Here is a 14,903-nt window from a genome sequence, read left to right as displayed (position 1 = left end):
TTGTGCGACGCGAAGATTGAACGACCGCAGCGCAAAAGGAGCGCGCCCGCGCCAAAAAAAACGCCGCCGATGGGCATCGGCGGCGTGGAGGAGGTCTTTCAGGGAATCGAAAGCTCTTTCTACTGAGCAAGGCGCATGCCACGACCCAGGCGCGCGGGCCTATAGCTGCGCACGGCGCACTTCATCCACCGCATTTTCGAGATCATAACGACGCAACTTGGCGTAGACCGTGCTCTTGGCGATGCCGAGGCTGCGCGCCACCGCCGTCACGTTGCCGCGTTGCGCCTGCATGGCGCGGATCAGCGCCGCGCGTTCCGCGTGCTCCATGCCGCTGAGGCCGAGCGCCGGCGAAACGGGGCTCTGTCCTGCGTCCGCGAACCCGACCGGAGCTTCGGCCGGCGTGCGGATTTCGTCCGGCACATCGGCCTCGCCCAGCTCCGGCCCCTCGCCGATCAGCAGCATGCTCTCGATGACGTTGCGCAGCTCGCGCACATTGCCCGGCCAGCCATAGGCGAAGAACAGGTCCAGCACCGCCGGCACGAGCGGCCGCGGCGGCACCCCCTGGCGGCGCGCGAGCTCATCCATCAGCTGCTCGGCAAGAACGGGAATATCCGAAGCGCGCTCGCGGAGGGGCGGAATGGTGATGGAGGTCACCGCCACTCGATAAAACAGGTCCATGCGGAATCGTCCGGCCTGGATTTCCTGCCGCAGATCCCGGTTGGTGGCGGCGATGAGGCGAAAATGAACCTTGCGCGGGCGCGTCTCGCCAATGCGATAGACTTCGCCGGATTCGAGCACCCGCAGAAGATGCGGCTGCAGATCCTTCGGCATCTCTCCGATCTCGTCGAGGAACAAGGTGCCCCCGTCCGCCGCCTCGATCTTTCCGATCATGCCGCCGCGCCGCGCGCCGGTGAAGGCGCCTTCGGCATAGCCGAACAATTCGCTGGACAGCAGCTCGCGCGAGAGACCACCACAGTTCAGGGCCACGAACGGGCCGTCGCGTCCGGGGCTTGCCGCATGCAGGCATTGGGCGAACACGTCCTTGCCCACGCCGGTCTCGCCCAGCAGCAGCACCGGTGCCCGGCTCTTGGCGAGCTGCTCGGCACGGGTGACCGCCTGCCGCAGCGCCGGTGCCTGCCCCACCAGACGGTTGAAGGGCCCCCCCGTCGCTCCCGCCCCGCCCGCGCGCACGCCGCTTGCCGGCGGGGCCGGAGCGGGAGGGGTGGGAACCGATCGCGCGCGCCCTGGAATGGCAAGCATCACGCCCAGCCGCTCCCCGTCCACCACCACCGGCTCCAGCCACTCGCGGCGCATCCAGCCGGGCAGGTCGCGGGGCAGCTCGTCGTCCTTGCGCCAGCCGAGGCGCAAGGCGGAAATGTCGGTGGTGGGCAAGTCGGCGTGGCGCCGCTTCAGATCCAGCAGTGCATCGCCCGCGGCACCGTTGGCCTTCACCGCCCGTCCGCGCCGGTCGAACACGATCAGGCCGTCCGCGGTGCCGCTGGACAGGCGCGGCAGGCAGCGCTCCAGCAGACGGAACCGGGCATCCATCTCGATCTGGGCGAGGCGGTTCTCGATGCGCCCGGCAGTGGCCACCACCAAGGCGAGGCTGTGGCGATTGAACGTGTCCGACAGGCCGGAGACGTCAACAACGCCGAGGATGGTCCCGTCATAGGGGTCGCGAATGACATCCGCCGAACAGGACCAGCGCTTGATGCCGGAGCAGAAATGCTCGGCCGAATGGATCTGCACCGGCTGACCGACCGCGATGGCGGTGCCGATGGCATTGGTGCCACAGGTCATCTCGCTCCAGGTGGCGCCCGACAGGAGATGAATATTCTCCGCCGCCCCGCGCAGACGCTGGTCGCCCTCAAGGTTGAGGATCACGCCGGTGTCGTTGGTGAGCACCATCACCGTTCCGGTTTCCGAAAGGAACTCCCGGGCCGAGGCCATCACCGGCGCGCTGGCCTCCACGAGATCGCTGCAACGGTCGCGCAGGGAATAAAGGCTGTCCTCCCGCATCGGTGGCGGCGCCTGGTCGCGTCTGGGATCCACGCTGCCGGACAGGCATCGTCGCCAGGAATCGTCCACGAGGCGCCGCAGCGCGTCGGAACTCTCCGGATCGCCGCCGAGGAAGCGCTCCCATGAGGTCATGATCTTCTGGTCGTTCTCGGGCACCGAGAAACGCTGTCCGCGCCTTGAAAGCGGCATTCCCTTTCCTCCCCTGTCGCCGCGCCGACCGGGTCGGGGCGGGCGTGCCGCCCGGGACAGATCTCTCGTCTGGCTTCCTCTGGCGGGCTTTGGCGTGTGTCGTCAGCGGCTGCACGGGTCCAATCGTGCGTTCCCAAGCCGCGGGTTCGTGTGGCGCGCCGCCCGTCACGTCGCCGTTGGGGCGTCCGCGCAGGGTATGGATTCAAAACTTAGCATCGATCGTGCCAGCGTGCACCGGCGATGCGGGCCTGACCTTGCGGCTCTCCGGGGCGGCGGACGCAGCGTCAGCCGACCGGATGGCGTTCGATTTTGAAACGCAGGCGACTGAAAATCGAACGCATGACCGGGCACCGGTGGGGAACTGTGCGCGATGACGGACAGGCCGGGTCCCAGGGCCGGCGAGGCGGCGCGCACCGTGGCACGGCGGTTGCTGCGCCCGCCGACAAAGCCGAGGCGAACGCCCGAGCCGGAGGAACGCCATGATGGACGCCAACACGGACGCCAACACCATCACCGAAGCCCCGGCCGTCCCCATGCCGGTGCCCATTCCGGACTTACCCGCGACGGACCTGCCCGCGACGGACGACGGACGCATCCCCGTGACCCTGCTGACCGGCTTTCTGGGCGCAGGCAAGACCACCCTTCTCAACCATTTGGTGCAACAGCAGGAATTCGCCGGCACAGCGGTGCTCATCAACGAGTTCGGCGCCATCGGCATCGATCACCATCTGGTGCAGCATGTGGGCGAGACCCTGGTGCTGCTCGAATCCGGCTGCATCTGCTGCGCCGTGCGCGGCGATCTCGTGGCCGCGCTGAAGGACCTGCACGAAAAGCTGTCCCGGCGTCAGATCAGCGCGGTGCGGCGGGTGGTCATCGAAACCACGGGCCTTGCCGATCCGGTCCCGGTGGTGTGGACGCTGATGGAGGAGCGTTTCATCTCCACCCGCTTCCGCTGCGACGGCGTGGTGAGCGTGGTGGATGCCAGCCTCGGCGCCGCCCAGCTCGACGCCCACCAGGAGGCGCGCCGGCAGGTGGCCCTGGCCGACCGCATCGTCATCTCAAAGCCGGATCTGGCCGATCGGTCCGCCCGCGAGGCGTTGGAGGCGCGGCTTGCCGCCCTCAATCCCTCGGCACCGCGCATGACGGTGTCGCATGGCACGCTCGCACCCGATTGGGTAACGGGCGCGGGCATCTATGCCGCAGCCGAGCGCACATCTCGGTTCGCCGCGTGGCTCGGCACGGAAGAGGCGCCGGCCGCGCGACACGACGACAGCCTGGCCACCTTCACCCTCCATTTCGACCGGCCGGTGCCGTGGCGGGGCTTCTGCGTGGCGCTGGGCGGCCTGCTGAACGACCACGGCGACCATATCCTGCGCCTGAAAGGACTGACGAACGTCGCGGGAGCGGAGGGACCGGTGGTGGTGCAGGCGGTGGGGCGCGTCGCCTATCCCGTCGTGCGGCTGCCGCGCTGGCCGGGACACACGGGGCGCTTCGACCGCGGCCGCTTCGACATGCGTGGCCGGCTCGTGTTCATCACCCAGCATCTGTCGCAGGACCAGGAGGCGGACATCCGCCAGCGGCTCGCTTTTCTGCCCGACGACGCTGCGGCCCTGCGCGCCGCCGCGACCACGCCCCTGCTGCCAACCCGATGCTGGCTCGGCGCGCGCATGCCGGTGGTCGGGCGCGGCGGCTTCGAAACCGACGGCTGGCGGATTCAGCCCCTGCGCCTGGGCGCCGGCTCCGCCATTCCGGCCTGAGCACCCTTGCGAACGCTCATGTCACCGCCTTTCGGATGCTCTCCGGATGGACCGCCGCCCCGCGTTTGGGACGTCCAGGCGCGTAATCCTCGACCAGCCGCATCACCCGCACCCGCGTGTCAGCCAAGAACCTGTTCGTCGTCCGGTGCGCCATGGCGTCCCCCTTCTCAGCGTTCGGCATATGAGGCCTTTCATTCCAGGCAGATACGCCCCCCTATGCGCGGACCGTCCCTCGGAGGCGCGCGGTCTGCACAATAATTAGGCTACGGTGGTATTTATATAATCTTGCCTCTGCCGGTTGGCGTGCCGACACTGAACGGGACACGACGGTTCCGAAGGGTGTTGCATGGAGCAGATCCTAGACGGCACCGGCGCTGAAGGCATGGCGGCCGCCTGCCTGGAGCGCCTGGAGACGCTGGCGCGGCACGGGCGGCGCGCGGTTGCCCAAGCCGGGGCATTCTCGCACGAGATCGCGAATCAGTCGGAACGGGTTGAGCAGGCGCTCGCCGCAACGCGGGAAAGCGTGGGCGAGGACACCGCGGAGCGCACCGCGGCGGCGCTCGGCGCCGAATTCACCGTGGCGGTCGAGACCGCGATGGGCACGCTGAGCGGCGAACTCGCCCGCATCTCCGCCCACATCGACGCGCGGGCGGACGAGGCCGGGCGGATCGTGCAGGAGATCGCGCGGCTCGGCGCGGTCATCCGCATGCTGTCCCTGAACGCGACGATCGAGGCGGCGCGGGCCGGCGAGCACGGCCTCGGTTTTGCCGTCGTGGCGTCCGAGGTCCGCCAGCTGGCCGATCAGACCCGCGGCAGCGCCGAGCGGGCCAACGCGAGCATCGACTTTTCCGATGTGCGCCATGAGATGCAGCAATTGCGGGCCGCCGTCTCCGCCATGCTCGCCACGCTACAGGATCGTGCCCAGGACACGTCGGAGCGCATCCGGACCGTGTTTACGCAGGTTGGCGGCGAACTCGCCACCATCGCGGCTAACAACAAGGCCATCGGCGAGGCGCTGGGGGCGGTGACCGACAGCGTGGCCCGCGCCGAAGGGCGCACGGCCGCGGCCGTCGAGCTGGCCAGCACCGCCGCGACCGCCCTGCGGGAGGGGCGGCCCGCGACCTTACCCGGTCTGATGCAAAAGGCCGGCTGCCGCGTGCCGCCCCCCGGCTACGACCGCCTGGAGGATGTTCTGCGCAGGGGCCGTTTGCTGGTGGCCATCGAGCCGAGCTTCGTCGGCCTGTCGTTCCGCCGCCGGCCGGGGGATCGGCTGGCGGGGCTCGATGTCGATTATGCGGAGGCCTTCGCCCGGTGGCTCGGGGTCACATGCACCTTCCTGGAAACCCCGTGGGACCTCTGTACCGAGCGGCTGGAGGTGGCCGGCCCGGAGGAGGAGGCCGACGTGGTGTGGTCGGCGCTGCCGCCGAATACCGGGCTTGGCCCGATCGCCTACTCGCGGCCATACACCTATCTCGATTTCGTGCTCGCGCGGCGGGCGGGAGATCACCGCATCCGCGGCATCGGCGACCTCGGTGGGCTGACCGTCGGCGTGGTCAATGACCCGAGCGCATTCGCGACGCTGGAGGCGGCGGGCCTGCGCTGGAGCGGAAACCGCCAGCTTCCCGGTGGCCGCGTCACCTTAGGCAATCTGGTCGCATTCACCGATCAGGGGCGCATCCATGAGGCCTTGGCCAAGGGCGTCGTCGATGCTTTCGCGGTGGATCACCCCATCATGCATTGGGCGGCCAGTGGAGAAGACAGCCGCTGGCGCGGACGCATCGAAGTGCTTCCCGGCAACATCGCCGGCGAGCCCTGGTACTATGCGGCCGCGGTGGCGCGCGATCCCGCCAATTTCCGACTTCTCGATGCGATCGACGCCTTCCTGACCTGGTTCGAGGGCACGGAGGAGCGGGCGGCGCTCGAGCGCCGCTGGCAAGGCGGCATCACTCCCGGTCGGCGGACCTATCGGGATGAGCCGGGCGGACTCGCCGGCGCCCCGGAACTCGCGGCGCTCTGGCGCGCCGCGCACGGTGGCGAACCAGAACGCAGCGTGCCGGGTCCCCGTTCGCACAGGCTGGAAATGTCCGCCTGACCCCCACGGACCCGTGCGTGGGGGTCAGGCGCGGACACAAGCACACCGTTCAGAAACGAACGGCGAGCTTGAGGCTGCCGAACTGGGCGAGATAGTCGCTTGCGATCTGGGCCTGGTATTCCGCCGTCAGGTCGAGCCCCTGGCCGGACGCGATCTGCAGGCCGAGGCCCAGATCGACGAGGTTGTTGGGCAGGCTCGTCGCGGTCTCGAACGTCCCCAGGCTGATGGGCGCATCCTGGAAACGGCTCGTGGTCGCGAAGGTGTCGGAGGACAGCAGCGTGTAGCCGACGGTCGCATAGGGGCGCAGCCAGTAGCCCTGCTCCAGGTCGACGCGCCCACCCAGCTCCAAGCTCGGGTTGAAGGCGAACAGGGTCTTCTGTGCCGACGACACGTCCAGATTAACGCCCGGCGCCCCATTCTCCGCGTAGGCCGGCTGGTCAATGTAGAGCGTGTCCACGTCAAGATAGGAGCGCAGGTACCAGTTGGTGAAGGTGAACTCGTAGGCACCGCGCAGCTTCAGGCCGGCATTGAGCACCTGCGAGTTGGATTGCGCGGTGGCGCTCGATGTGCCGATGACGACGTTGCGGAAATTGTCCTGCCATGTATTGCCGAGCGCGGCCGACAGGGCGAACAGCCAGGGACCGGTCTGGTACTTCAGGGCGACGGCGCCGCCGAAGGTGTTGCTGCTCGACGAGGAACCGCCGCCGCTCTCGGTCATCCAGCCCTGGGTAACGCCGGCGGAGAAGCCCAGGAACCAGTTCTCCATGAACTCGTGCTGGCCGCCGATACGATAGGTCATGGTGTTCTGGGTGAAGCCGTCATCCATGGACGAGGCGGACATGGTGGCCCGCCCGCCGATGACGCGGGCCCACAGGCAGTCGCCCTCGTGGATCAGCGTCGTGTCATCCACGAAGGAGGGGCAGCTCATGGCCGCCTTGAGGCCGGCACGGGTCTCCACCACGGATGTGGAGGCCTGGTCCGCATTGTCGTCGGCGGAAAGCCCGTTCAACGCGTTGGCGTAGTCCTGCGCGGACTTGATCGAGAGGAACTGCGCGAACATCTTCGCCTGCTCCGAAGACGCCGCGTTCCAGGCGCCCTGGAGATTGTCGGCCATCGCGCGCTGATCTTCGGTCAGCGTCACCCCCTTGGCGTGGGCGAAATCCGCCTTCGGCGTGAGGGACATTTCGGCCCCCCCGCTGTCCGAAGTCCGCTTGGTTTCGATGCTCCAGGTGATCGGCACCGCCACCTCATTCACACCGGTGACGGTCGGGGCATCCCCGGAGATGCCGCCCGCGGTCGCCTTCAGGAAGGTGTAGGTGCCCGGCAGCAGCCAGGTGATGGCGTTCGGCTGCACGAAGGTGCCGCTCTCGAAGTGAGCCCCTTGAGTCGTGACGAGCTGATCCGCGTTCCGGCCGCTGGTGCCGGCCGCCGGGGAGATATCCACCAGCAGCTTGCTGCCCCGTTGCCCCTGATACGAGCCGGTGAGTGTCGCGGTGGAAATCGTGCCGACACCGCCGATATCGAAGCTGCCGGCGTTGAAGAAGCCCTTGCCTGGAAGCCGGATGTCGCCGTCCGGACGGCTTTGGTAGAGGGCGCCGGCGCGGTTCATGAACTCGCCGTTGTAGACGCGGATGTCACCGATGACCGTGCCGTCATTCACGATCTTCGTCGTGCCGAACGCAGCGGTGATCGCGGTCCCCGACAGCGCGGAGAGGACCGTATCGGCGTCCTTCAATGTGATCGTCGTGTCGTTCGCGGTGTCGGAGCGGATTGCCGCGCCGCTGCCCGCGCCACCGGTGAGCGTCCCTGAATAGCTGATATCAACCACACCGCTCGCCTCTCGGACATTGGCGAGGGTGCCATCGGCCTTCTGCTGCCCGCTCTGGGCGAAGATGCCATAGGAATCCATGCCGACAGCGGAGATGGTGCCCGCGACATGGATATCTATGGGCCCGCCCTCACCCCTGACGTTGCTTCGCGCGTCGGTGCCGGTCTTTTCAGGCAGGACCTTGCCGTTGAGATTGCTGACGAAGCCGCCGCCTCCGCCCAGCGATTGGGCGAAGATACCATGCGCCCGTCCGCCGCTGGTGGTGATGTTCGTGCGAGCCGTGTTGGATTCCGTCTCAATCTCGACATGTCCGCCCGCGCCGGAAGAGCCGCCGCTGCCGGAGGGGCTGAATACGAGCTGGAAGGCGGAGAAGCGCCCGGTGCCGCCGTAGCCGCCGCCGCCGCCCACGCTCTGGGCAAAGATCGCGTGCGCCCCGTCGCCGGACGTGGAGATCGATGAGTCGTTGCCGAGCTTGACCTTCACCCCCCCACCCTGGCCGGCCACCCCGCCGGAGCCGCCGAACTGGACATTGGCGCTGATCAGCGCATCGCCCTTGCCGCTGCTGCCCATGCCGCCGCTGCCGCCCACGCTCTGGGCGAAGATGCCGAAGGCGCCGAGGCCCGATGTGACGATGGCGCCGGAGTTCTTGACTTCCACATCCCCGCCGTTGCCGCCGGAGGAGCCCTTGCCGCCGAACTTCACGTTGAGCGAGGGCGTGGGCAGGATGGCGTTCGAGCCATCCACGACATAGTCCAAGGAAGCGATAGCCTCCGACTTGCCGGTGACGGTGCCCACGAAGTCGTTCACCGCCGCGAGCGCCTCCTGCAGTTCCTTCGGAACGGCGGCGGACTTCAAAGAGGCACTCCGATCGAGGAAATAGCTGCCGCCGCCACCGCCCACGGACTGGGCGACGATGGCGTGGGCCTCGTCACCGGTTGTGGTGATCTTGCCCGTGTTGCCGATCTCGACCCTGCCGCCATTGCCGGACTTGCCGCCGCTGGCGCCCATGTTGATGTTTGCCGACAGGGAAATGGTGTTCTGCTGCACCGCACCGCCGGCGATGCCGCCGCCGCCGCCCACCGATTGCGCCAGGATGCCATAAGAAACAGAACCCGCGGTGGCGATGGTGCCGTCATTGGTTACCTTGACGTGTCCGCCATTGCCGCCGCCACCGCCGGTGCCGCCGTTGGTGATGTTCAGGTTGAAGACATTGTTGCCGTTCGCATAGGCGCCGCCGCCGGCGCCGCCGCCACCGCCCACCGATTGCGCCAGGATGGCGTAGGACAGATCCCCATGGGTGAGAATGCTGCCGGAGTTCGTGACATCGACCTCGCCACCGCCACCGCCACCGCCGCCCGAGCCGCCATTGGTGTAGTTCAAGGAGACGCTCGGAAAATCCCAGGCCTCCTTATTATTCTTCTTCAGATTTTCCTTTGCCCAATCCTTTAGTTTTGTTGACAATGCAATTTGCGCGGCGGTAGCGACGGCTCCTATCCCGTTTCGGAATGTTAAAAATTCTCCAGGATCGTTGCGATTAATGGATTTTGCCGTCGCCATAACCGATTTTACATACCCTGAAACTTTCTGAACACTTGAATCTTTACCAAATACATTCGGTATATTTTTTCCAGCCAGTTCTTTACCGACCTTGTTCGACTTGAGGACCTCTCCGGTGATCGTCACGATATAATTGCGAATATCTTCTGCCTTGCCGGACGTTGGGAAGTTTGGCGCCGCGCTCTCCCGCTTTCCGGTGAAGGCGCCGCCGATGCCGCCACCGCCCCCCACGCTCACCGCGACGATCCCGTGGGAGCCCGACAGAACCGTCTCGACAGAGGCTTTCTGCGTATTTTTAACCGAGACATCGCCGCCGTTGCCCCCCTTGCCGCCGCTCCCGCCGAGCTTGAGATTGGCGGCTTGGTCCCCCTCGCCACCGCCCTGAAAGCCACCGCCAGTGCCGCCGCCGCCGCCCACGCTCACCGCCTGGATAGCCGTCGCGTTCGTGCCGCCGGTGTGAACACGGCCGGTATTGGTGACCATGACCGTTCCGCCAGATCCTCCGTCACCGCCCGCGCCGCCAATGGTGGCATTGAACGTCACCGCATCCGCAAGCGGCAGGGTTTTGATGACCTCTCCGAACTCCTTGTCCCACTTGTGGCCGGTGCTCAGCCCCGCCGAGGCGGCGGTATCTGCCGTGCCGCCCTCGCCGCCACCGCCGCCCACGCTCAGCGCGGTGATGCCGTTCGAGAACTGTCCCCAGGTCTCTATCCCACCCTCATTCTCGACCGTGACCGCGCCGCCGGTCCCGCCCCCGCCCCCCTTGCCACCGATGGAGAACGAGCCCGCGATCGTCTTGTAGTATCCGAGCAGGTCGGAGATGCTCTCCGCACCGCCACCGACACCGCCGCCGCCGCCTGCGCTCACCGCGCGCACGCCGGCGGCGGCGGTGCCCCAGGTAACGACCTTGCCGCCCACCTTGTTGACCACGTTGACCGTGCCGCCATCGCCACCCTTGCCGCTCGTGCCACCGACGCTGGATGACACGGAGAGAGCGACGTTTGGCCCGGTCGGCGCCGCGAGCGCATGCGAGGCCGCCGCCCCACCGGAGCCGCCGCCGCCGCCGATCGAGCGTGCGTCGATACCGACCGCATCGCGTCCGTCCGTCGATATGGACGCGGCGTTGTAGACAGCGACCGCACCACCGCCGCCGCCGTCACCGCCCTTGCCGCCCACTGCCAAGGCTAGAGCGATGGACGCGACGTCGGCGCCCGGCACCGCCGCCGCGATAGCATAGGAGCTGGCCTTGCCGGCCGCGCCGCCGCCACCGCCGACGCTCTGCGCTTCCACGCCCGCGGCGGCTTTGCCATGGGTGACGAGATTGGAAAGGTTGTCGACCTCGACCGTGCCGCCCTTGCCGCCCTTGCCGCCACTGCCGCCCACCGCCACGGACAATGACACGGCGTTCCCCAGCGCGCCGCTCCAGGCCGAGCCGCCGGCGCCGCCACCGCCACCCACCGACTGGGCAAAAATGGCGCCGGCAGTCTCGCCGGAGGTGGTGATGCTGGACGTCGTGTTCGTCGACTTCTCGACGTAGACGGCTCCGCCGTCGCCGCCGCCGCCGCCGGTGCCGCCCAAGGCCATGGAAAAGAAGAGACCGGCGGCGGCCGCATCGCCGCCCGCGCCGCCGCTGCCGCCGATACTCTGGGCGAACAGGCCTTTGGCGCTCGCGCCCTGGGTCCGGATGGTCCCGTCGTTGCGCACACGCACCTCGCCGCCGTCGCCCCCGGTGCCCCCCACTCCGCCCTTGGCGAAGAACGGGAACCACGCGGACCCGCCTTGCCCGCCGCCCGGGGCTTCCGTCTTCTTCGTCGTCTGGACGGAGAACGCCTCGATGGCGCGCCCGCCGCCAATGCTCTGCGCCATGAGGGCGGTTGCGCTCTCGCCCTTCGTCGTCACCTTGCCACTATTGACAAGCGTTACAGTGCCGCCCCGCCCGGCATTTCCACCCGCGCCACCCCTGAGAGCACCGTTTGCCCCACGGCCTCCCGTTCCACCAACGGATTGCGCAGCAATGCCGAACGAGAAAGCCCCTTCCGTAGCGATCGTGCCGCGCTGCGTGCCGAGGATGGAGCCGCCCGAACCGCCGGTCCCCCCTTTTCCCCACCTCGAAGCCCAGGCCGTCGCATTGCCGCCCGTTCCGCCGACAGACTCGAGCAACACCGCGATCGACTGGTCGCCACGCGTGATGACCGTTCCGTTGTTGGTGAAGCGAACGCTGGCATTCTCACCGGTCCCGGTCCAGGCGTTGCCGCCCGCTTTGCCTTCCGAATCCTGATCGCCGCCGCCACCCCGCGCCTCGGCGATGATGGCCGGCGCCAACTTGCCGTTGGTCGAAAGTGTCGCGCCGGAGCCGATCTCCACAATGGCTTGTCCGCTGATCCCGGCTGTCGTGCCAATGCGATTCGTGCGGCCGGGCCTGCCCTGGGAGACGAGACGGATGACCGCGAAATTGTCGCCCTCAATGCCGATCGACTTGAGCGCCTGGAAAGTTACGGTACCGCCGTCGCCGCCGCCATCCCCCAACCGGTCCGGTTGCCCGCCGACGGACCTCAGGCTGATCAGCGGAACGCCTGACGCGGCCTGGTTCGTGCGGGCGACATTGATGGTGCCGTTCTGGACGAAGGTGACGTTGCCACCCTTGCCGCCTGAACCGCCGGAAGAATTGCTCCTTCGGGCCTTATAGTAGGCACCCCCCACTCCCCCCCGCGACATCAGCTCAACCAGGGGGCTTGTGAAACTCTTTCCGCCGCCGAGATCACCGAGATTCTGCATGATGATGGCGGGTCCGGCGCCGCCTGGCCGGCCGTCGGTGGGCTGGGAGCGCTTGTGATTCCAGCCACCGTCGGCGCCTTTGGCACCAGTGAGATCTCTGACCACCGGCGTACTCACCGCGCCTGTCAGGTCTTCGGCTCGCGCCGGGGCCGGGATGGCGAGGAGACCCGCGCACAGCGCGACCGCCGAGACCCCGCTCAGCCAACATCCCTCGTGCCGCCGGCCGATAGCGCAGGCGCCCGCGCGTCCCCGAAATCCTTCGGCTCCCATCGTCTTCCCCCGCCCTCCGCCGCCTTCACCGCGACCTTGGACCTGCGGCCAACAAGGCAACGTCCAGCCGCCGGAGCAAACTCAAGCCTGGACAAAAGTCAGGACAGCGTCAGCCCGCCGTCCGGCCATGAAGGCGGGCTTTGCTCCAGGCCAAGACAGGGTGAGTTGAATTCGCTGCGGTGGAGCCTTATGCGTGGACGCCATGGACACCCATGCCGACGCCGAAAAACCCTTGACTTCCCTGTCCTGCCATCGGCCGCCTTCCGGCACGGCGGCACCGTTCCTGCCCATGAGCCGCGCCGAAATGACGGCCCTCGGCTGGGACGCCTGCGACATCGTGCTGGTGACGGGCGACGCCTATGTGGATCATCCAAGCTTCGGCATGGCGATCATCGGCCGGCTGCTCGAAGCCCAAGGCTTCCGGGTCGGCATCATCGCACAGCCCGACTGGCAGTCGGCGGAGCCGTTCAAGGCGCTCGGCAAGCCGGCCCTGTTCTTCGGCGTCACCGGCGGCAACCTGGATTCCATGGTCAACCGCTACACGGCGGACCGCCGGCTGCGCCACGATGACGCCTATACTCCGGGCGGCGAGGGGGGCCAGCGACCGGACCGCAGCACCATCGTCTATACGCAACGCTGCCGCGAGGCGTTCAAGGACGTGCCGATCGTGCTTGGCGGCATCGAGGCCTCGCTGCGCCGCATCGCCCATTACGACTATTGGTCCGACAAGGTGCGCCGCTCGGTTTTGGCGGACGCCAAGGCGGATCTGCTCGTCTACGGCAATGCCGAGCGCGCCATCATCGAGGTGGCGCACCGCCTCGCCGCCGGCGAGGCGCCGCGCGATCTCGATTCCATCCGGGGCGTCGCCCTGTTCCGCCGCGTGCCGGACCATTACACGGAACTCCACGCCGACGATCTCGACAGCGCCGACGAGGGCGCGGCCCGCCGCCCCGGCGATACCGTGATCCGGCTGCCGGCCTATGAGCAGGTGGAGCAGGACAGCGAGGCCTATGCCCGCGCCTCGCGCGTGCTGCACCGGGAGAGCAACCCCGGCAATGCGCGCCCGCTCGTGCAGCGCCACGGCGACCGCGACCTGTGGCTGAACCCGCCGCCGATCCCGCTGACCTCCGCCGAGATGGACGCGGTCTACGACCTGCCTTACGCCCGCGCGCCGCATCCCTCCTACGGCACGGCACCGATCCCGGCCTGGGACATGATCAAGTTCTCGGTGACCATCATGCGCGGCTGCTTCGGCGGCTGCACCTTCTGCTCCATCACCGAGCACGAGGGCCGCATCATCCAGAACCGCTCGGAAGGCTCGATCCTGCGCGAGATCGAGTTGATCCGGGACAAGACGCCGGGGTTCACGGGTGTGATCTCCGACATCGGTGGGCCGACCGCCAACATGTACCGGATGGCCTGCAAGGACACAAAGATCGAGGCCGCTTGCCGGCGGCCGTCCTGCGTCTTTCCCGACATCTGCCCGAACCTGAACACCTCGCACGACGACCTGATCCGGCTTTATCGCAAGGTCCGCGAGGTGGAGGGCGTCAAGAAGGTGATGGTCGCCTCCGGCGTGCGCTACGATCTCGCGGTGAAAAGCCCCGAATATATCAAGGAACTGGTGACCCATCACGTCGGCGGCTACCTGAAGATCGCGCCCGAACATACCGAGCGCGGCCCGCTCGACAAGATGATGAAGCCGGGCATCGGCACCTATGATCGCTTCAAGGAGATGTTCGACGCCGCGGTGAAGCAGGCTGGTAAGAAATACTACCTCATTCCGTATTTCATTGCGGCCCATCCCGGCACGACCGACGAGGACATGATGAACCTCGCGCTCTGGCTCAAGAGGAACCGCTATCGCGCCGATCAGATGCAGACGTTCCTGCCCTCCCCCATGGCCACGGCTACGACCATGTACCATACCGGCGTCAATCCGCTGCGCGGCGTGCGGCACGGGGCGAGCGACAAGGTGGTGACCGTCACGGGGCTGCGTCAGCGCCGGCTGCACAAGGCGTTTTTGCGCTACCATGATCCCGATAACTGGCCGCTGCTGCGCGAGGCGCTGAAGCAGATGGGCCGCGCCGATCTGATCGGCGCGCGCCCCGACCAGCTCGTGCCGGCGCACCAGCCACCCGGCACCGGCAAGGCTGCCGGCACGCGACGACCCGTGCGCCGCACGGGCGGGACGCAGCCTTTCACCACCAAGGGCGTGCCCATCAAAAAGTGACCGGTCCGCAGGGGCTAGAGCAATTCCAGCAAAAGTGTGCAGCGATTTTGCGCCTGGAATTGCGACAAAACAAAGACCTAGGCCGTAGTGACGATTTAAGGATTTGGGATTCCCAAGTGGTCGCAAATCAGATTCAACGCTGATTTTGGAGGATCGGCGATGGATTGCGATGCTCTTCGGGAT

General features: G+C 67.5%; 5 protein-coding genes. 3 read left to right on the top strand and 2 right to left on the bottom strand.

The features are described 5' to 3' along the window. Nucleotides 1-159: 159 nt before the first annotated feature. Nucleotides 160-2,208 (bottom strand): sigma-54-dependent Fis family transcriptional regulator, encoded by a 2,049-nt coding sequence (locus tag HUW53_RS20440; protein WP_237347603.1) that lies wholly within the window; start codon nucleotides 2,206-2,208, stop codon nucleotides 160-162. A 479-nt stretch (nucleotides 2,209-2,687) separates the two neighbouring features. Here HUW53_RS20440 and HUW53_RS20435 point away from each other — a divergent pair, with 479 nt between their 5' ends. Together HUW53_RS20435 and HUW53_RS20430 are read left to right on the top strand one after the other, a co-directional pair. Next, on the top strand, nucleotides 2,688-3,965 hold the full coding sequence (locus HUW53_RS20435; protein ID WP_237347602.1) for a CobW family GTP-binding protein: 1,278 nt from the start codon (nucleotides 2,688-2,690) through the stop codon (nucleotides 3,963-3,965). Nucleotides 3,966-4,311: 346 nt separating this feature from the next. After that, on the top strand, nucleotides 4,312-6,057 hold the full coding sequence (locus HUW53_RS20430) for a methyl-accepting chemotaxis protein (RefSeq protein WP_237347601.1): 1,746 nt from the start codon (nucleotides 4,312-4,314) through the stop codon (nucleotides 6,055-6,057). A 49-nt stretch (nucleotides 6,058-6,106) separates the two neighbouring features. On the opposite strand, the gene HUW53_RS20425 is transcribed toward HUW53_RS20430, so the two are convergent. Next, nucleotides 6,107-12,217, bottom strand: coding sequence for an autotransporter outer membrane beta-barrel domain-containing protein (locus HUW53_RS20425; protein WP_237347600.1), 6,111 nt, complete (start codon nucleotides 12,215-12,217; stop codon nucleotides 6,107-6,109). A 472-nt stretch (nucleotides 12,218-12,689) separates the two neighbouring features. On the opposite strand from HUW53_RS20425, the gene HUW53_RS20420 reads away from it, so the two are divergent. Then, nucleotides 12,690-14,720, top strand: a complete 2,031-nt coding sequence (locus tag HUW53_RS20420; protein WP_237347610.1) for a YgiQ family radical SAM protein — start codon at nucleotides 12,690-12,692, stop codon at nucleotides 14,718-14,720. Nucleotides 14,721-14,903 lie beyond the last annotated feature (183 nt).

It is taken from the genome of Xanthobacter agilis (assembly GCF_021730435.1).
In the GTDB taxonomy this organism is placed as follows: domain Bacteria; phylum Pseudomonadota; class Alphaproteobacteria; order Rhizobiales; family Xanthobacteraceae; genus Xanthobacter; species Xanthobacter agilis.
The sequence above is the reverse complement of the archived record's forward strand: the minus strand, read 5'-3'. Positions and strand labels throughout refer to the sequence as shown.